The sequence below is a fragment of the Pseudomonas sp. GW821-FHT03E01 genome (assembly GCF_059420765.1).
Genome location: NZ_JBWKUI010000008.1, coordinates 44,127 through 62,576, shown reverse-complemented (window position 1 = coordinate 62,576; position 18,450 = coordinate 44,127). Strand labels below are relative to the sequence as shown.

Below are 18,450 nucleotides of genomic sequence, written 5' to 3'. Positions count from 1 at the left end.
TTAGTGCGAGTGTCGGGCACGGGGCTGCCGGTCACAATGAACACGGGGGCGGCTGAATGGTGCGCGATAAGGCAGCGGGATAGTCAGGAACACGCCAACTTGAGCGGCGGTGAAATCAACTGATCGCGAAATTCCAGATAGTGCTTGAGCACCTGCGCCGGCGCTTCGATCTGTGGGTAATGGCCGATCTCGGACAGCAGGACAGTGTCCGGGGTGGGAATCAGTTGCCGATAGCGCGCCACCATGTGCGCACCGGAAACCGGATCGACCTCACCATCGATAACGCGCAGCGGCACCTCGCCGCGCTGCATGGCGCTGACCCAACGCTCACGCTGGACCCGCCGCTGCGGGATATAACCGATCAATTTATGCATGATCCGCTGCCCGTGATTGCTATCGACCAGGCTCCAGAAATCATCCAGCTCACTTTCGGTGGGCCGGGTCTGCGGACCGAAAATCTGCTTGAAACTCTTCACCAGAGCGTCACGGGTAAAAGCTAGCCCGATCATCCAGCCCAAGGGGCTTAGCAGGAGTTTTTGCATCAACACCGGGCGATGGGTTTCGGGAAACAACCCGCCATTGAGGAACACGCAACTGGCGATATGAGCGCGTGCTTCGTAGTGCCGGGCCAAGAGCTCCTGGGCCACGCTGTCGCCATAATCGTGTGCCAACACGTGAACGGGTTGCTCGACGTTCAAGTGCGCCAATAACGCTTGTTGCAGATCGGCCTGCTCCAGCAGGCTGTAGTTGTGGTTCACCGGTTTGGCCGAATCGCCGAAGCCAAGCATGTCGCAGGCAATCACCCGATAGCGCTGCGCCAGCGGCTGCCACAGGTAATGCCAGTCCCAACTGGCGGTCGGGAAGCCATGGATCAACAACAGCGGCTCGCCCTGCCCCGCAGCCCAATAGCGGATGGTCTGACCGCGGAAGACGAACGTCTGGCCGCGCTTACGCCAGACACACAGAGGAATTTCGGCGAGTGCCATTTAGAGTTTATAACCCGGGTCTTGTTTATCGAGTTTGCGCAGCAGCGCCGGCCAGGCCAGCGCGCCACCCATCCCTTGAGCACTTTTGGTGACGCCGGCGATCATCGCCTTGGCGCCCGCCAGAATCTGCGGTTCGATGGCGATCAGCTCTGCGCCACCGTTCTGCGCCAGCACCTGAATCTCGCAGGCGCGCTGAAAGGTAAACATCATCAGGAACGTGTCGGCGATGGTGCCACCACAGGTCAGCAGACCGTGGTTGTGCAGCATCAGAAAGTTGTTTTCACCCAGGTCGGCTTGCAGCCGCGCCTTCTCTTCATGGTTCAGTGCCACGCCTTCGTAGGCGTGATAAGCCAGGCTGGACAGCACGAACAATGACTGCTGACTGATCGGCAAAATGCCCTGTTTCTGCGCCGATACCGCCACCCCCGCCGCCGTGTGGGTATGCAGCACACACACGACGTCATGCCGGACTTCATGCACCGCGCTGTGGATGGTGTAACCCGCCGGGTTGATCTCGTAGGGGCTGTCCATCAATTTGTTGCCGGCCTGATCGACCTTGACCAGGCTCGACGCGGTGATTTCATGGAACATCATCCCGAACGGGTTGATCAGGAAGTCTTCAGTGCCTGGCACCTTGGCTGAAATGTGCGTGAAGATCAGATCGTCCCAGCCGTGGAGGGCGACCAGACGATAACAGGCCGCCAGGTCGACGCGGGTCTGCCACTCGGCGGCACTGACTTTATCCTGGAGACTGTGTGGCGACTGGATGGGGGTTACGCTCACGGCAAGGATCTCTTTTTATTGTTCTGGGTTCTTAATGTTCACTGACGTTACAGCAGTCTAGTCAGCCCCCGGAGATCGGCTAGTTGCATTGGCAGCCAGCTTGGTGGCCGAGCGAGTCAGTGCGCGGGGGAGCCTGGATCCATGTCAGAACACTGCCGCCAATAAAAGCCGGTCAGCCCCGCAGAGCGCTGACCAGGTCCGCCAGCCAAGGCTCGGCGTCGGTTTCCGGCGTTACCGTTTCACTGGCGTCCAGACGCAACATCGGCAGCACTTCATGCACGCCCAGTTCGCCGAACAACTCACGCATTTGCTCACCGCCACCGCAGAACGTATCGCCGTAACTCGAGTCGCCCAACCCGATAACGGCACCCGGCAAGCCACGCCAGGCGGCGGGCAATTGATCGCGGATCATCGAATACAATGGTTGCAGGTTGTCCGGCAACTCACCCATGCCGGTGGTCGAAGTCACCGCCAGAAATGCTTCTGGGCCAAAGGCCTGAACATCGGCAAGTGTCGCGCGCGGGTTGTGCCAGGTTTCGAAACCGGCGGCGTTCAATAGACTTGCGGCGTGGCGGGCGACTTCTTCAGCCGTGCCGTACACCGAGCCGGAAAGGATGGCGACTTTCATCAATCTGATCCTGAAGCTGAGTAAAAGGCCAAGATATTAACAGCACAGCCCTCATTGATCTTTTAGAATGCAGCGTACCCATCAATACGCAAAGGACTCTGCGATGATCAATGCCTCACTGCTGCAAATGGTGATCGACGCGTCCAACGACGGCATCGTGATTGCCGAAAAGGAAGGCGAACAGGACAACATCCTGATTTACGTAAACCCGGCGTTCGAACGCCTGACGGGCTATACCAGTGAAGAAATCCTCTATCAGGATTGCCGTTTTTTGCAGGCAGGAGACCGGGATCAGCCCGCCCTCGCATTGATTCGCCAGGCGTTGGGCAATGGCGGTTCCTGCCGGGAAATTCTCAGGAATTACCGCAAGGACGGCACCCCGTTCTGGAACGAACTGTCGCTTTCCACGGTAAAAAACCCGCACGACGGACAAACCTATTTTGTCGGTGTGCAGAAAGACGTCACGGTTCAGGTCAGGGCACAGCAGCGAGTTGCACAGCTGGAAGCGCAATTGGCCGAGGTACAGGCAGAACTTGCTGATCTCAAGTCGACGAACGGATCAAACCAATCTGCGAATTAGTGGTCATTTACTACAATCACCGATGACTTTGTAATTATTTCTTTCGAGCAAATCATGCAGCGCGACGCACTCCTGACCCAGGATGAGCTGGACTTTATCCAGACCATGCAACACAACCCGCAACTCAATGTGCGGGATGCGACGTCGAGTTTGCTGGTCAATGGCGGCTCGCAGATCCGTGATTTGCTCACACGCCTGGCCGCTCATGAGCAAGTCACCATCCAGGCCACTTTCGAAAATCAGCAAATGACCTTCCCGCTGCACCTGGTGGAAGATGAGTTTCACGCAATGCATCTACGCCTCGGTGTCCCCAGCATTTATGAAGACGGGCCAATGATTCGGCCATGGCGCCTGCCGCTCGAAGAGCCAGTGGCGCTGGAAAATGCCAAGGGGCAACCCGGCACGATGTGGGTGCACGAAATATCGTTCAAAGGGGTTTTGCTGGAAGTTCGCAACAAGACCAAAGCGCCAAAGCACTTCGCGCTGTGGTTCAGCCCGTCAGGCTATGAGCGGATTGCGTTGCGCGGCACCCTGGAGCGTGAGACCGAGCAAGGTTTCTACGCCTACGAGTTGAGCCAGAGTGACAAGGACGAAACCGAGCGTCTGCGTCAGTACATCCTTCAGCAACATCGCCTGACCCATCCTGCTTTGCATATTTGAATCTCAGGTATCCAGGTTTCCCGCCAGGAACTGTTTCAGACGCTGGCGCATCAACCCTCCCTCGTTTCCAAGGCAACCCACCGACGACCCGGCCAGACTTTCTTGCGCCAGGTCGGACGCATCCCCGGCCAGAAACAGCTGACAATCCAGGCCCATGGCCAGACGGTTCAAACGTCGAGGCAGTTCGGCAGCCGGCGCGTGATTGGAAATCAGCACCAGCGCCCTGGGCTTGATCTTCTCACAGACCAGGATCAACTCATCAAAGGGCTGCCCGATCGCCAACAACTGAATAGCCGAATCGATGCTGCTCAGATAGAGCGCCGTGACCAATACTTCGAGCTCACGACATTGGTCGGCCAAGGCGCAGACAATCACTCGTCGCGGCTGCATGACACGCACCAGCAGCAGGCGTTGCAATACTCGAGACCGCAGAAAGCCATCCAGAAAAAGCCACTCGCTGGTCTGACCGAACGCATCTTGGCGTTGTAGCAATAGCTTCCAGATCGGAATCAGGATGTCCTGAAACACAACTGTCAGCGGATAACTGGAAAAGATCTGACCGTAGACGTGTTCCAGCTGAACTTCGTCAAAAACACTCACTGCCGCCTTGACCTGCTGCTGCCATTGGCTGTAGTCGGCTTGAACGAGCTCGTCGGGAATGATCCGCTCCAGCACCTGGAGCGGTTCGGTCTTGGCCAGTATCTTGCCAACCTTGCTTACCGCGACACCGCGCTCGATCCAGCCGAGGATGCTGCGGACACGCTCGATATCGGTCATCGAATACAAGCGGTGCCCGCTTTCGGTGCGGGTGGGCTGTATCAACCCGTAGCGTCGCTCCCAGGCTCGGAGCGTGACCGGGTTGACCCCTGTCATCCGCGCGACCTCACGAATCGGGAACAGCTCTTCTCGAATCAGGGAGGTAATGGGGGGCAAGCCAGGCGCAATGTCGGTCAGCACAGGGATTTTGGATCCATATTAATATTTTGATACATTTTTACTCTCATACCCCAGTGATATTCAACACGTCGCTGAACTAATTGGAACGAAAGTTCCAGACACAATCAGGAATAATCCTTGCTTGTCCCAAGACGCAGCCCACTACCCCGGCGCTGTGCCTGGCGAAACTCCTATCCGGAGCGACGCGTTTGCCTTACGGAGATACACAATGTCTACTTCACCCGTCACGCTGATGGTTGCGCGTCGTGTCGCCGATGGGCGTTATCAGGACCTGATGGCCTGGTTGCGCGAAGGCGAGCAACTGGCCACCGACTTCCCCGGCTATCTCGGTTCTGGCGTGCTCGCTCCGCCGCCCGAGGATGACGAATTCCAGATTATTTTCCGCTTCGCCGACGAGCAGACCCTGCACGCCTGGGAGCATTCCGCGTCGCGTACCGCTTGGCTGGGACGCGGCAGCAATCTGTTTGCCCATCCTTCGGAGCATCGGGTCAGTGGCATCGATGGCTGGTTCGGTGCGGTAGGGCAACGCCCGCCACGCTGGAAGCAGGCCGTGGCGATCTGGCTGGCGTTCTTTCCGGTGTCCCTGCTGTTCAACTTTGTGCTGGGACCGTTATTGGCTGAAACGGGATTGCTGGCCCGGGTGTTCGTCAGCACCCTGTGCCTGACACCACTGATGGTTTATTTCTTCATTCCATTGTCGACCCATCTGTTGGCCGGCTGGCTGAACACCGCACCGCAACAACCGTTGCCCGCAACGCCTACTACCCAAAATCAGTAACTCTTGCAGGAGCGTAGGTGCACGACTCCCGTCGCTGGTATAGTTTTGCTCTAACCGCGACGCGAGCCGTTCATGACCTCTTCCGCAGCCCCCATCCTCATCACCGGTGCCGGCCAGCGTGTCGGCCTGCACTGTGCGCAGCGTTTGCTCGAAGACGGCCATCCGGTCATTTTCAGCTACCGCAGCGAACGCCCCGGCGTAAAGACCCTGCGCGATCTGGGAGCAACAGCGGTGTTCGCGGACTTTTCCAGCGAGGCCGGGATTCTCGCGTTCATCGGTGAATTGAAGAACCACACCGACAGCCTGCGGGCGATAGTCCACAACGCCTCCGAATGGCTGGCCGAAACCCCGGGCGCCGAAGCCAATGCCTTCACCCGCATGTTCAGCGTGCACATGCTGGCGCCCTACCTGATCAACCTGCACTGTGCCGATTTACTCAGACGCTCAAGCCCCGCCGACATCGTGCACATCAGCGATGACGTGACCCGCAAGGGCAGCAGCAAGCACATCGGCTACTGCGCCAGCAAAGCCGGGCTCGACAGCCTGACCCTGTCCTTTGCCGCCAAGTACGCGCCAGACATCAAGGTCAACGGTATCGCGCCAGCCCTGCTACTGTTCAATCCCGACGACGACGCGGCGTACCGCGCCAGGGTCCTGGCCAAATCCGCACTGGGCATCGAGCCCGGCAGCGAAGTGATCTACCAGAGCCTGCGCTATTTGCTCGACAACCCTTATGTCACCGGCACGACCCTGACCGTCAATGGCGGACGGCACGTCAAATAAGCCGCCCCCGCGAGGATGTCCCCATGACGTTATCCCTGCCCCACAGCGCCCTGTCCCAGAGCTATCGCGAGATCCTTATCGGCCTGGGTGAAAACCCCGACCGCGAAGGGCTGCAAGACACCCCGTTGCGCGCCGCCAAGGCCATGCAATACCTGTGTCACGGTTACGAACAGAGCGTCGAAGAGATCGTCAACGGCGCACTGTTCGCCTCCGACAACGATGAAATGATCATTGTCGACAACATCGAGTTGTACTCGCTGTGTGAACATCACATGTTGCCCTTCATCGGCAAGGCGCATGTGGCTTATATTCCAACGGGCAAGGTGCTGGGCCTGTCGAAGATTGCACGGCTTGTGGATATGTTCGCCCGCCGCCTGCAAATACAGGAGAACCTCACCCGGCAAATCGCCGAGGCCGTGCAGCAAGTGACCGATGCCGCCGGTGTCGCGGTGGTCATCGAAGCCCAGCACATGTGCATGATGATGCGCGGCGTCGAGAAACAGAATTCGACCATGAACACCTCGGTGATGCTCGGTGCCTTCCGCGAGTCGAGCAACACCCGCCAGGAGTTCCTGCAATTGATTGGACGGAGCAAGTAGCAATGCCACAACTTCAACCAGGAATGGCACGCATCCGGGTCAAGGACCTGTGTTTGCGAACTTTCATCGGGATCAACGAGGACGAAATCCTCAACAAGCAGGATGTGCTGATCAACCTGACCATCCTGTATGCCGCCCAGGACGCCGTGCGTGACAACGACATCGATCACGCGCTGAACTACCGCACCATCACCAAGGCGATCATTGCCCACGTGGAAGGCAATCGCTTTGCCCTGCTCGAGCGCCTGACCCAGGAGCTGCTGGACCTGATCATGACCAACGAGTCGGTGCTGTATGCCGAAGTCGAAGTCGACAAGCCCCACGCCCTGCGCTTCGCCGAGTCGGTGTCGATTACCCTGGCTGCCAGCCGCTGACCGCGTCTGGCGTATCGCTCGCCAGGCTTTTATCATCCGCGCCACGATTTGATTGCACAGAGCCCATCATGAACGATCAACAACGCCTGGAACTTGAAGCCGCCGCCTTTCGCCGGCTGGTTGCCCACCTGGACAGCCGCAAGGACGTGCAGAACATCGACCTGATGAACCTCTCGGGTTTCTGCCGCAACTGCCTGTCCAAGTGGTACAAGGCCGCCGCTGACGAACGCCAGATCGACGTCAGCCTCGATGAAGCCCGCGAAGTGGTTTACGGCATGCCGTACGCCGAGTGGAAAGCCCAATACCAGAAAGAAGCCAGCGCCGACCAACAAGCGGCGTTCGCCAAAGGAAAACCCAATGAGTGATTTGAACACCCTGCGCGCCAGCCTCAAGAGTGGCGAACACGTTTTCGCCGACACCCTGGCGTTCATTGCCGCCGGTTATGACTACCAGCCCCAGGCTTTCAACAACGGTGGCGTGGAAAACGCAGCCGGGCAGAACGAAGGCTCGTGCAAGACACTGGGCCTGGCGCTGCTGGAAGGTCTGAGCGATGAAGAAGCGCTGTTGGCGTTTGGCGAGCATTATCGCTCGGTGGTAGCTACGCCCGAAGGCAGCGACCACGGCAATATCCGGGCGTTGATTGCCCATGGCTTGGCGGGTGTGAAGTTCGCTCAGCAGCCACTGACTCGTCGCTAAACCTGTGGCGAGGGAGCTTGCTCCCTCGCCACAGATTATGCGTCGCCATCGATCGGTATCAGGGCACATCCCGACTTTTAAGATTGACCCGGCAACTTTATTTCGTTTGCCGGACACCTCTGCTCGCGGCTTAGATAAAAAGAAGCATCCCTTCTTCAGAGTCAGCCATTCATGCGCAGCGAAACCATCAGTCAGTCGATTTCCATTGTTCACCCCATCAGTCTCAGCCACGGCAAAAATGCCGAAGTCTGGGACACCGATGGCAAGCGCTACATCGACTTTGTCGGGGGAATCGGCGTACTGAACCTCGGCCATTGCCATCCACGCATCGTCGAGGCCATTCGTGAACAAGCCACCCGCCTGACCCACTACGCGTTCAACGCGGCTCCCCATGTGCCTTACATCGAACTCATGGATCGCCTGGCCGCGTTTATTCCAGTGGATTACCCGGTCAGCGGCATGCTCACCAACAGCGGCGCGGAAGCGGCGGAAAACGCCCTGAAGATCGTCCGCGGCGCCACCGGCCGCACCGCGATCATTGCCTTTGACGGCGCCTTCCACGGCCGCACGCTGGCCACTCTCAACCTCAACGGCAAGGTCGCGCCTTACAAGCAGAAAGTCGGCGTGCTGCCGGGGCCGGTGTACCACCTGCCCTTCCCCAGCAAAGACAATGACGTGACCTGCGCCGAGGCCCTGAAGGCGATGGATCGGCTGTTCAGCGTCGAGATCGACGTGAATGACGTGGCCTGTTTTATCGTCGAACCGGTACAGGGCGAAGGCGGGTTTCTGGCGATGGATGTGGAATTCGCCCAGGCGCTGCGGCGTTTCTGTGATGACAAAGGCATTTTGCTGATTGCCGATGAAATCCAGTCCGGCTTCGGCCGCACCGGCCAGCGGTTTGCGTTTTCGCGACTGGGCATTGAGCCGGACCTGATCCTGCTGGGTAAAAGCATTGCCGGTGGCGTGCCGCTGGGTGCGGTTGTCGGGCGCAAGTCGCTAGTCGACAACTTGCCCAAGGGCGGATTGGGCGGCACCTACTCAGGCAATCCCATCGCCTGCGCCGCCGCGCTGGCGACCCTGGACGAAATGAGTGATGCACATCTGCATGCCTGGGGCACGCAGCAGGAAGAAGCGATTGTCAGCCGCTACGAAGCCTGGCGGGCACGCGGACTGTCACCGTATCTGGGCCGTTTGACCGGCGTGGGTGCGATGCGCGGCATCGAACTGATCAATGCCGACGGCACACCGGCTTCGGCGCAATTGACACAACTGCTGGCGCTGGCCCGAGACTCGGGCTTGCTGCTGATGCCCAGCGGCAAGTCGCGCCACATCATTCGGCTGCTCGCGCCATTGACCACTGAGGCCGCCGTGCTGGAAGAAGGGCTGGATATTCTTGAGGCGTGCCTGGCGAAATTGTCCTGAGGCAGAATCGTCTGCCCACAAAAAAACCGGCCGAAGCCGGTTTTTTTGTTTTCTAAGGAATCAGAACGAAACGTTCTGCAGGCCGTCGAGGTAACGCTCGGTGTCCAGTGCCGCCATGCAGCCGGCGCCGGCCGAGGTGATGGCTTGACGATAAACGTGGTCGGCCACGTCACCGGCAGCAAAGATACCTTCGACGCTGGTGGCAGTGGCGTTGCCGTCACGGCCGCCCTGTACAACCAGGTAGCCGTCTTTCAACGTCAGCTGACCTTCGAACAACGACGTGTTCGGGGTGTGGCCAATGGCGATGAACACGCCGTCGACTTTGATTTCGTCGAAGCTGCCATCGTTGTTCTTCAGGCGAGCACCGGTCACGCCCATGTTGTCGCCCAACACTTCGTCCAGGGTCGCGTTCAGCTTCAGGATGATCTTGCCTTCGGCAACCCGGGCATTGAGCTTGTCGATCAGGATCTTCTCGGCGCGGAACGTTTCGCGACGGTGAATCAGGGTCACGGTGCTGGCGATGTTGGCCAGGTACAGCGCTTCTTCGACAGCGGTATTACCGCCACCGACCACAGCCACTGGCTTGTTGCGATAGAAGAAACCGTCACAGGTCGCGCAGGCCGAAACGCCTTTGCCCATGAACGTTTCTTCCGACGGCAGGCCCAGGTAACGAGCGCTGGCACCGGTAGCGATGATCAGGGCGTCGCAGGTGTAAGTCGCGCTGTCGCCAATCAGGGTGTACGGCTTGGCAGCGAAGTCCACGGCATTGATGTGATCAAACACGATCTCGGTTTCAAAGCGCTCGGCGTGCTCTTTCATCCGTTCCATCAGCGCCGGGCCGGTCAGGCCGTGGACGTCGCCCGGCCAGTTGTCGACTTCGGTGGTGGTGGTCAGTTGACCGCCGGCTTGCATGCCGGTGATCAGCAGTGGCTTGAGGTTGGCACGGGCCGCATAGACAGCAGCGCTGTAACCGGCAGGGCCGGAACCGAGAATAATCACTCGCGAATGACGAACTTCAGACATGACCTGCTCCTGTTGACCGGCCCGAAACACTGGGCGCGGAACGCCGGATTGCCGGCGGGAATAAAAAAGGACCGCTGAAAGCACTTGGGGAAGGCTTGGGCTCGACAGTCCTGTAAAAGAATGGGTGCAGCGTATCGAGGGGGCGAAGATTAAGGAAATACGGTTTAACAATCCAGCTCATAGGCGGTCTCTATTCCGTTGCAGTGAATGTATAGACGCCTTTGTTACAGTTAATGTCGATGCCGCTACCGCGCTTTCGCACCTCAGGCAAAGCCGGTAAGGTCGGCGCGTTTCCCTCTTGTTCGGAGCACGTTATGCCCGCCCCCGTTCTGTCCGGCCCGCAATACCTGCGCGAAGGCCTCAATCTGGTCCTGAGCCCAAGTCTGCGTCTGTTCGTGTTGCTGCCACTGGCGATCAACCTGGTGCTGTTCGTCGGATTGATCTATCTGGCCGGTCATCAGTTCAGCCTATGGGTCGATACGCTGATGCCGTCCCTGCCCGATTGGTTGAGCTTCCTCAGCTATATCCTCTGGCCGCTATTCGTGGTGTTGGTGGTGTTGATGGTGTTCTTCACTTTCACAATGCTCGCCAACGTTATTGCCGCACCGTTCAACGGCTTCCTCGCGGAGAAAGTCGAAGTGGTGGTACGCGGCACCGACGATTTCCCGACCTTCAGCTGGGGCGAACTGATCGCCATGATCCCCCGTACCCTGACCCGGGAAATGCGCAAGCTCGGCTACTTCCTGCCAAGGGCCATCGGGCTGTTCATCCTGTCGTTCATCCCGGTGGTCAACATCATTGCCGCACCGCTGTGGCTGCTGTTCGGAGTGTGGATGATGGCGATCCAATACATCGACTACCCGGCGGACAACCACAAGCTGGGCTGGAACGAGATGCTCGCCTGGCTGCGCAAGAAGCGCTGGCAGAGCATGAGTTTTGGCGGGATCGTATATCTGGTGCTGCTGATTCCGGTGGTGAACATTTTGATGATGCCGGCGGCCGTGGCTGGTGCGACGCTGTTCTGGGTGCGTGAGCGTGGCGCGGAGAATCTGGTGGCGGAACGCAGTTAATCGCGTCATATATCCATCATCCCACCGTCACAATGACGACATGGCCTCAGCCGACACTGAGGTCATGACGACAGCTCTGCATATCACTCTGATCACCGAAACCTTCCCCCCGGAAATCAACGGCGTGGCCAATACTCTTGGCCGCTTGTTCGACGGTTTGCGCGCGCGCGGGCATCAGGTCGAGTTGGTGCGGCCACGTCAGGGCGGCGACCCGCTGACGGGCAGCAATGATGAGTTGCTGCTGTGTCGAGGCTGGCCGCTGCCGGGTTATCCCGGCCTGCAATGGGGCCAGTCGTCGATGCACAAGCTGCTGCGGCGCTGGAAGCGCCATCGCCCGGACGTGTTGTACATCGCCACCGAAGGACCGCTGGGGTTGTCGGCGTTACGTGCGGCACGGCGTTTGGGGATTTCGGTGGTCAGCGGCTTCCATACCAATTTTCAGCAGTATTCCAGCCAGTATGGGCTCGGGTTGCTGACGCGCTTGCTGACCCACTACCTGCGCTGGTTTCACAATCGCTCGACCCTGACCCTGGTGCCCAGCGCCAGCCAGCGACTGGAGCTGGAGCGGCGCAGTTTCGAGCGTCTGGCGTTACTCTCTCGAGGCGTCGACAGCCAGTTGTTTCATCCGGTCAAACGACTGAAACCGCTGCGTGAGCAATGGGGACTGGCCGAGGATGACATCGCCTTCATCCACGTAGGACGCCTGGCCCAGGAGAAGAATCTTGGCCTGCTCAAGCGCAGTTTCGACGCGCTGAAAACCACTTATCCACAGCGCAACATGAAATTGATTGTGGTCGGTGACGGTCCGCAACGATCGACGCTGGAAAAGGAATTGCCCGAGGCGATTTTTTGCGGCTCACAACGCGGCGAAGCGCTGGCCAGTCACTATGCCTCGGGGGATGTGTTTCTGTTTCCGAGCCTGACCGAAACCTTCGGCAATGTGGTGCTTGAGGCATTGGCCTCAGGGCTGGGGGTGGTGGCGTACGATCAAGCTGCGGCGGCTCAGCATATTCGCCATGGCTATAACGGCGTATTGGCCATGCCCGGGGATGAACAGGCGTTCTGCGATGCGGCACGTTGGCTGCTGGAGGAGCGCGAAACCTTGCGCTGCATGCGGCTCAATGCCCGCCAGCATGCAAGCCGTCAGGGCTGGGCGGCGATTATCGAGCAGTTCGAGGGGCAGTTGCGGGGGGCTTGTGCGCAGGAACAAGTTCTATCCGATGCAGCGTTGTTACCTTAAAAGCTTCGCGGGCAAGCCTCGCCCTTGTAGGAGCGAGGCTTGCCCGCGAAAAGGCCTTTTCAGTCGCCATTTACACCAGCGTCATCAACGCATCACGGCTGAATGGCAGGATGTCCTGCTCACGACCGTCACGCACTTTCTGCGCCCAGTCCGGGTCCACCAACAACGCACGCCCCACCGCCACCAGGTCGAACTCATCGTTATTCAAACGTTCCAGCAGTTTTTCCAGGCTGGCCGGCTGTGCGATCTTGTCGGTGTTGACCATGAATTGCAGGAACTCGCCATCCAGGCCGACGCTGCCAACGGTGATGGTCGGCTTGCCGGTGAGCTTACGGGTCCAGCCGGCCAGGTTCAGTTCGGAACCGTCGAACTCCGGCTCCCAGAAACGGCGTGTCGAGCAGTGGAAAATATCCACGCCGGCGTCGGACAACGGCTTGAGAAATTCGCCCAACGCCTCTGACGTCTGCACCAGACGCGCGGTGTAGTCCTGCTGCTTCCACTGGGAGAAACGGAAGATGATCGGGAATCCCTCGCCGACTGCTGCGCGCACCGCCTGAATCAATTCGATGGCGAAGCGCGAACGGTTGGCCAGGCTGCCACCGTATTCGTCGGTGCGCTGGTTGCTGCCTTCCCAGAAGAACTGGTCCACCAGATAACCATGGGCACCGTGGATTTCCACGCCGTCCATGCCGATGCTCTGGGCGTCTTTGGCGGCTTGGGCGAACGCAGCGATCACCTCCTGGATATCCTGCTGGGTCATGCCGTGAACCACGACCTGTCCGTCTTTCAGTTTTTCCGACGGACCATAACCTGGCACGCTGGCATCCGGCTCGGTGCCGATACGGCGCACGCTGCCCACATGCCACAGCTGCGGAACGATCTTGCCGCCTTCGGCATGCACTGCATCGACGACTTTTTTCCAGCCGGCCAGTGCGGCTTCACCGTAGAAGTGCGGCACGTTCGGGTAACCGTTGGAGGCCTTGTGACCGACCGTGGTGCCTTCGGTGATGATCAGGCCAACTCCGGCGGCAGCGCGGCGACGGTAGTATTCAATCACTTTGGAGTTGGGCACGCCGCCCGGCGAAAACGAGCGGGTCATCGGTGCCATGACGACGCGGGTCGGCAGATCGAGAGCGCCGAGGTGAAAAGGCTTGAACAGGGCTTTGACAGGCATTGGACGCTCCACGGGACATAGGCTTTATGACGGCGATAATATGGAGGGCGCCCTGCCTTGAACAGCACTATTGATTTGAGTGATTAAGGATTAGAAACGAAAAGATCGCAGCCTTCGGCAGCTTCTACAGAGGAATGTGAATACCTGTAGCTGCCGAAGGCTGCGATCTTTTGATCTTGATCTGCGCTTTTAACTCAGAGCTTTTTCAATCGCCTGGATAACAGAAGGATCATCCGGCGCCGTACGCGGCGAGAACCGCGCCAATACGCGACCGTCCTTGCCCAACAGGAATTTTTCGAAGTTCCAGGTGATGTCGCCCGGAAACTCCGCGCCCTCGCCCGCCAACAGGCGGTACAGCTGATGACGTTCGTGACCGTTGACTTCCAGCTTGCTGGACAACGGAAAGGTCACGCCATAGTTGAGGCTGCAGAACGCCTGGATTTCCTGCTCTGTGCCCGGTTCCTGCCCGGCAAACTGGTTGCACGGCAAGCCCAGCACGCTGAAACCCTTGCCCTTGTATTGCTGGTAGAGGTTTTCCAGAGCAGCGTACTGTGGGGTCAAGCCACATTTGGAGGCGACGTTGACCACCAGCACGACGTGCCCTTTGAAGGGCGCCAGAGGTAACTCCTGGCCATCCAAAGCTTTCAATGTAAGGTCGTGAAAAGCACTCATGACGGACTCCAAATTTCCCGTGTTCTTCTCGAAACAGCCACTTGGTCATGTCGCCAAGGACAGCCGCGGACTAAAAAGGCGCCCTCGGGCGCCTCTCCAGTTCTCGAAAGCTTAGCGCAGAAAATCAGTGGTGATGGCCACCTTCGCCATGGACGTGACCATGAGCGATTTCTTCCTGGCTGGCATCACGGATGGCAACGATCTTGACCTGGAAATTCAGGCGCTGACCGGCCAGCGGGTGGTTGCCGTCGACGGTGACATCGTCGCCGTCCAGATCGCGAATGGTGACGATCTGCATCTGGCCGTCCGGAGCGGAAGCGTGGAACTGCATGCCCACTTCCAGTTCGTCGACGCCTTCGAACATGCTGCGGCTCAGGGTGCTGACCAGTTCGGCTGCGTATTCGCCGTAGGCATCTTCAGGTTCTACGGCAACAGTCAGTTCGTCACCGACTGCTTTGCCTTCCAGTGCCTTTTCCAGGCCCGGGATGATGTTACCTGCGCCTTGCAGGTAGACCAGCGGCGCGCCGCCGGCGGAGCTGTCGATGACCTCACCAGCGTCGTTGGTCAGGGTATAGTCGATGGAGACAGCCTTATTGGCGGCGATCAGCATGGGGCGAGACCTTTTGCATAAGAAAGATGAATGTCCAAGTTTAGCGAAGCAATCGCCCGAAAGCGAACACAACCCAGACAAACGGGGTGCAATGAAAGCCTCGACCATTACAGGTTTTCATCAGGACGAGGACGGGCACTGGGTGGCCGAGCTGTCCTGCGGCCATACCCAACACCTGCGGCACCAGCCGCCGTGGCAATCCCGGGCCTGGGTGCTGGACCCTGCGCTGCGCAATGAAAAAATAGGCCAGCCCTTTGATTGCGGTTGGTGCGCACAAGGCTCGGTTAGCGATAACCTTGACCACTGAATATCGGTAGAACGCCAGCCATAGGCGTTCACCATTGCCATGCACCCTTAGAGAATCCGCATGCAAACTTTTTTTATCGCGCCCACCGATTTTGGTGTGGGTCTGACCTCCATCAGCCTCGGGCTGGTGCGTACCCTTGAGCGGGCCGGCCTCAAAGTCGGCTTTTTCAAACCGATTGCCCAACCGCACCTGGGCGACACCGGCCCTGAACGCTCCACCGAACTGGTGGCCCGCACCCACGGTTTGAAACCGCCTCAGCCGCTGGGCCTGGCCCATGTCGAGCGGATGCTCGGCGACGGTCAGCTGGACGAATTGCTCGAAGAAATCATCACCCTTTACCAGCAAGCCGCTATCGGCAAGGACGTGCTGATTGTCGAAGGCATGGTCCCGACCCGCAGCGCCAGCTACGCCGCGCGGGTCAACCTGCACTTGGCCAAGAGCCTCGACGCCGACGTGATTCTGGTTTCGGCGCCGGAAAACGAAGTGCTGACCGAATTGTCCGGCCGGGTGGAATTGCAGGCGCAATTGTTCGGCGGGCCGAAGGACCCGAAAGTGCTGGGCGTGATCCTCAACAAGGTCAAGACCGACGAAAGCATGGACGTCTTCGCCTCGCGCCTGAGAGAGCACTCGCCGTTGCTGCGCAGTGGCGACTTCCGTCTGCTCGGCTGCATCCCGTTTCAACCGGAGCTGAACGCGCCGCGCACCCGTGACGTGGCCGAGTTGATGGGCGCTCAGGTGCTCAATGCCGGAGACTACGAAACCCGGCGCATGACCAAAATCATCATTTGCGCCCGCACCGTGCGCAACACCGTGGAGCTGCTCAAGCCCGGCGTGCTGGTGGTGACCCCCGGCGATCGCGACGACATCATCCTAGCGGTCAGCCTCGCAGCGATGAACGGTGTGCCCCTGGCCGGCCTGCTGCTGACCAGCGACACCCTGCCCGACCCACGCATCATGGAGCTGTGCCGTGGCGCCTTGCAGGCCGGCCTGCCGGTGTTGTCGGTGAGTACCGGTTCCTACGACACCGCCAACCAGTTGAACGGTTTGAACAAGGAAATCCCGATCGACGACCGCGAGCGCGCGGAGATCATCACCGATTTCGTCGCCAGCCACCTCGACGCCAACTGGCTGCACCAACGCTGCGGCACGCCACGGGAAATGCGCCTGTCGCCCGCGGTGTTCCGCTATCAACTGATCCAGCGCGCCCAGGCCGCCAACAAGCGCATCGTGTTGCCTGAAGGCAGCGAGCCGTTGACCGTGCAAGCCGCTGCGATCTGCCAGGCCCGGGGCATTGCCCGTTGTGTATTGCTGGCCAAACCGGCAGACGTCGAGGCGGTCGCCCGCGCCCAAGGCATCGAGTTGCCACCGGGGCTGGAAATCCTCGACCCGGACCTGATTCGCGAGCGTTATGTCGAGCCGATGGTTGCGCTGCGCAAGACCAAAAGCCTCAACGCGCCGATGGCCGAGCAGCAACTGGAAGACACCGTGGTGATCGGCACCATGATGCTGGCGCTGGATGAAGTCGACGGGCTGGTGTCCGGGGTCATTCACTCCACCGCCAACACCATCCGCCCGGCCCTGCAACTGATCAAGACCGCGCCGGGTTGCACCCTGGTGTCGTCGGTGTTCTTCATGCTGTTCCCCGAAGAAGTGCTGGTCTACGGCGACTGCGTGATGAACCCGCACCCGAGCGCCAGCGAACTGGCCGAGATCGCCTTGCAAAGCGCCGATTCGGCAGCGGCGTTCGGCATCACTCCGCGAGTGGCGATGATCAGCTACTCCAGCGGTGAATCGGCCAGCGGCGAAGAAGTCGAGAAGGTTCGCGAGGCCACCTTGCTCGCCCACGAACAGCAACACTCACTGCTGATCGACGGCCCGTTGCAATACGATGCCGCTGCCAACGAAACCGTGGCCCGGCAACTGGCGCCGAACAGTCAGGTGGCCGGTCGTGCCACGGTGTTCGTGTTCCCCGACCTGAACACCGGCAATACCACCCACAAAGCCGTGCAACGTAGCGCCGACTGCGTCAGCCTCGGGCCAATGCTGCAAGGCCTGCGCAAACCGGTGAACGACCTGCCGCGTGGCGCGCAAGTCGACGACATCGTGTACACCATCGCGTTGACCGCGATTCAAGCGGCCAACCGACCTATGGATATTTAAATGCTGGATTTTCTACCTGCACCCGTGCGCGGCGTGATCGCCTCGCTGCTGTTGGCGCTGAATACGATTCTGCTCTGCTCGTTTCTGTTCTGTGTGGCGCTGTTCAAAGTGTTGCCGTTCGCCCTCACCCAACGTTTCGCGCGTTGGCTGATGAGTCATACCCACGAAGCGTGGATCAGTAACAACAAGGGCTGGATGAATCTGGTTTGCCGCACACGCTGGCACCTCAGCGGCTTGCAAGACCTGGACTATCGGCACTCCTATCTGATCACCAGCAACCACCAGAGCTGGGTCGACATCATGGTGTTGCAGTACGTGCTCAACCGTCGCATCCGCCCGCTGAAGTTCTTCCTCAAACAGGAACTGATCTGGGTACCGGTGATTGGCCTGGCGTGGTGGGCGTTGGGTTTTCCGTTCATGAAGCGTTACTCCAAGGCCTATCTGGAAAAGCATCCGCAGAAGAAGGGCAAAGACCTGGAGACCACCCGCAAGACCTGCGACAAGTTCCGCAATAACCCGGTGGGAATTTTCAACTTCGTCGAAGGCACACGCTTTACCGAGGGCAAACACGCCCAGCAGAGTTCACCGTTCCGCTACCTGCTCAAACCGAAAGCGGGCGGCATTGCATTCGTGCTGGATGCCATGGGCGACCAGCTGGAAGCCATCGTCAACGTGACCATCCACTACCCGGCCGGGCGTCCAGGCTATTGGGATTTGCTCTGCGGCAATGTGAAGGATGTAGTGGTGCACTTTCAGGAGCTGAAGATTCCACCGCAGTTCGTTGGCAAGAACTACGACCAGGACGGGGTGTATCGCCTGGAGTTTCAGGGGTGGATCAATCAATTGTGGCAGGACAAGGATGCGCTGTTGGGACAAATGCACCGGGAGTATCCAGTGAATTCTTGAGGTGCCCGCGAAGGTGCCCTCCCGGACACAAAAAAGCCCGCA

The 18,450-nt window shown here is 59.3% G+C and carries 22 protein-coding genes; 14 read left to right on the top strand and 8 right to left on the bottom strand.

Features of this window, described 5'->3' with window-relative positions; genetic code table 11:
* Positions 1-83: 83 nt before the first annotated feature.
* The 3 genes from AC07VO_RS15060 to AC07VO_RS15050 all read right to left on the bottom strand — a co-directional run bounded on the left by AC07VO_RS15060 (position 84) and on the right by AC07VO_RS15050 (position 2,397).
* A complete protein-coding gene (locus AC07VO_RS15060; RefSeq protein ID WP_018927169.1) occupies positions 84-986 on the bottom strand; it encodes an alpha/beta fold hydrolase in 903 nt (300 codons plus the stop codon).
* Positions 987-1,769, bottom strand: coding sequence for a class II aldolase/adducin family protein (locus tag AC07VO_RS15055; RefSeq protein WP_018927170.1), 783 nt, complete (start codon positions 1,767-1,769; stop codon positions 987-989).
* 172 nt (positions 1,770-1,941) lie between these two features.
* Positions 1,942-2,397, bottom strand: coding sequence for a flavodoxin (locus AC07VO_RS15050; RefSeq protein WP_064620259.1), 456 nt, complete (start codon positions 2,395-2,397; stop codon positions 1,942-1,944).
* A gap of 103 nt (positions 2,398-2,500) precedes the next feature.
* Between AC07VO_RS15050 and AC07VO_RS15045 the strand changes: the two genes are divergently transcribed.
* Positions 2,501-2,977: a PAS domain-containing protein gene (locus AC07VO_RS15045; protein WP_018927172.1), complete on the top strand. Its 477-nt coding sequence runs from the start codon at positions 2,501-2,503 to the stop codon at positions 2,975-2,977.
* A gap of 54 nt (positions 2,978-3,031) precedes the next feature.
* On the top strand, positions 3,032-3,637 hold the full coding sequence (locus tag AC07VO_RS15040) for a hypothetical protein (RefSeq protein ID WP_007942172.1): 606 nt from the start codon (positions 3,032-3,034) through the stop codon (positions 3,635-3,637).
* 3 nt (positions 3,638-3,640) lie between these two features.
* On the opposite strand, the gene AC07VO_RS15035 is transcribed toward AC07VO_RS15040, so the two are convergent.
* The gene (locus AC07VO_RS15035; RefSeq protein ID WP_173861134.1) at positions 3,641-4,600 is read right to left on the bottom strand and encodes a MerR family transcriptional regulator; all 960 of its coding nucleotides are present in this window, start codon (positions 4,598-4,600) and stop codon (positions 3,641-3,643) included.
* 202 nt (positions 4,601-4,802) lie between these two features.
* Between AC07VO_RS15035 and AC07VO_RS15030 the strand changes: the two genes are divergently transcribed.
* From AC07VO_RS15030 to AC07VO_RS15000, 7 genes are all read left to right on the top strand, one after another.
* Complete coding sequence (locus AC07VO_RS15030) at positions 4,803-5,372, top strand: antibiotic biosynthesis monooxygenase (RefSeq protein ID WP_019647675.1); 570 nt, start codon at positions 4,803-4,805, stop codon at positions 5,370-5,372.
* 72 nt (positions 5,373-5,444) lie between these two features.
* Positions 5,445-6,155: a dihydromonapterin reductase gene (gene folM, locus AC07VO_RS15025; protein WP_018927176.1), complete on the top strand. Its 711-nt coding sequence runs from the start codon at positions 5,445-5,447 to the stop codon at positions 6,153-6,155.
* 23 nt (positions 6,156-6,178) lie between these two features.
* Entirely contained in the window at positions 6,179-6,754 is a 576-nt protein-coding gene (gene folE, locus AC07VO_RS15020) for a GTP cyclohydrolase I FolE (protein WP_018927177.1), read from the top strand.
* 2 nt (positions 6,755-6,756) lie between these two features.
* A complete protein-coding gene (gene folX, locus AC07VO_RS15015) occupies positions 6,757-7,128 on the top strand; it encodes a dihydroneopterin triphosphate 2'-epimerase (RefSeq protein ID WP_086944710.1) in 372 nt (123 codons plus the stop codon).
* A 68-nt stretch (positions 7,129-7,196) separates the two neighbouring features.
* On the top strand, positions 7,197-7,493 hold the full coding sequence (locus AC07VO_RS15010; RefSeq protein WP_018927179.1) for a DUF1244 domain-containing protein: 297 nt from the start codon (positions 7,197-7,199) through the stop codon (positions 7,491-7,493).
* Complete coding sequence (locus tag AC07VO_RS15005) at positions 7,486-7,824, top strand: HopJ type III effector protein (protein WP_018927180.1); 339 nt, start codon at positions 7,486-7,488, stop codon at positions 7,822-7,824. The genes AC07VO_RS15010 and AC07VO_RS15005 overlap by 8 nt, the downstream gene beginning before the upstream one ends.
* Positions 7,825-7,995: 171 nt before the next feature.
* Positions 7,996-9,246: a 2-aminoadipate transaminase gene (locus tag AC07VO_RS15000; protein ID WP_018927181.1), complete on the top strand. Its 1,251-nt coding sequence runs from the start codon at positions 7,996-7,998 to the stop codon at positions 9,244-9,246.
* Between the two features lie 60 nt (positions 9,247-9,306).
* Here AC07VO_RS15000 and trxB read toward each other — a convergent pair whose 3' ends face one another.
* The gene (trxB, locus tag AC07VO_RS14995) at positions 9,307-10,269 is read right to left on the bottom strand and encodes a thioredoxin-disulfide reductase (RefSeq protein WP_018927182.1); all 963 of its coding nucleotides are present in this window, start codon (positions 10,267-10,269) and stop codon (positions 9,307-9,309) included.
* Positions 10,270-10,583: 314 nt separating this feature from the next.
* Here trxB and cysZ point away from each other — a divergent pair, with 314 nt between their 5' ends.
* Positions 10,584-11,339, top strand: a complete 756-nt coding sequence (gene cysZ / locus AC07VO_RS14990; RefSeq protein WP_086944709.1) for a sulfate transporter CysZ — start codon at positions 10,584-10,586, stop codon at positions 11,337-11,339.
* Between the two features lie 40 nt (positions 11,340-11,379).
* A complete protein-coding gene (locus AC07VO_RS14985; protein ID WP_018927184.1) occupies positions 11,380-12,579 on the top strand; it encodes a glycosyltransferase family 4 protein in 1,200 nt (399 codons plus the stop codon).
* Between the two features lie 70 nt (positions 12,580-12,649).
* Here AC07VO_RS14985 and AC07VO_RS14980 read toward each other — a convergent pair whose 3' ends face one another.
* From AC07VO_RS14980 to AC07VO_RS14970, 3 genes are all read right to left on the bottom strand, one after another.
* Positions 12,650-13,753, bottom strand: a complete 1,104-nt coding sequence (locus tag AC07VO_RS14980) for an NADH:flavin oxidoreductase (protein ID WP_086944708.1) — start codon at positions 13,751-13,753, stop codon at positions 12,650-12,652.
* A 189-nt stretch (positions 13,754-13,942) separates the two neighbouring features.
* The gene (locus tag AC07VO_RS14975; protein WP_064620279.1) at positions 13,943-14,425 is read right to left on the bottom strand and encodes a glutathione peroxidase; all 483 of its coding nucleotides are present in this window, start codon (positions 14,423-14,425) and stop codon (positions 13,943-13,945) included.
* Between the two features lie 124 nt (positions 14,426-14,549).
* Positions 14,550-15,035: an FKBP-type peptidyl-prolyl cis-trans isomerase gene (locus AC07VO_RS14970; RefSeq protein ID WP_007942189.1), complete on the bottom strand. Its 486-nt coding sequence runs from the start codon at positions 15,033-15,035 to the stop codon at positions 14,550-14,552.
* Here AC07VO_RS14970 and AC07VO_RS14965 point away from each other — a divergent pair.
* The 3 genes from AC07VO_RS14965 to yihG are packed head-to-tail and all read left to right on the top strand — an operon-like array spanning position 15,004 to position 18,408.
* Entirely contained in the window at positions 15,004-15,342 is a 339-nt protein-coding gene (locus AC07VO_RS14965) for a DUF3565 domain-containing protein (RefSeq protein ID WP_064621356.1), read from the top strand. The two genes, AC07VO_RS14970 and AC07VO_RS14965, sit on opposite strands and share 32 nt — an antisense overlap.
* 60 nt (positions 15,343-15,402) lie before the next feature.
* On the top strand, positions 15,403-17,502 hold the full coding sequence (gene pta / locus AC07VO_RS14960; protein WP_495007604.1) for a phosphate acetyltransferase: 2,100 nt from the start codon (positions 15,403-15,405) through the stop codon (positions 17,500-17,502).
* Positions 17,503-18,408: a 1-acylglycerol-3-phosphate O-acyltransferase, YihG family gene (gene yihG, locus AC07VO_RS14955; RefSeq protein ID WP_086944707.1), complete on the top strand. Its 906-nt coding sequence runs from the start codon at positions 17,503-17,505 to the stop codon at positions 18,406-18,408. It begins immediately after the preceding gene.
* Positions 18,409-18,450: the final 42 nt, after the last annotated feature.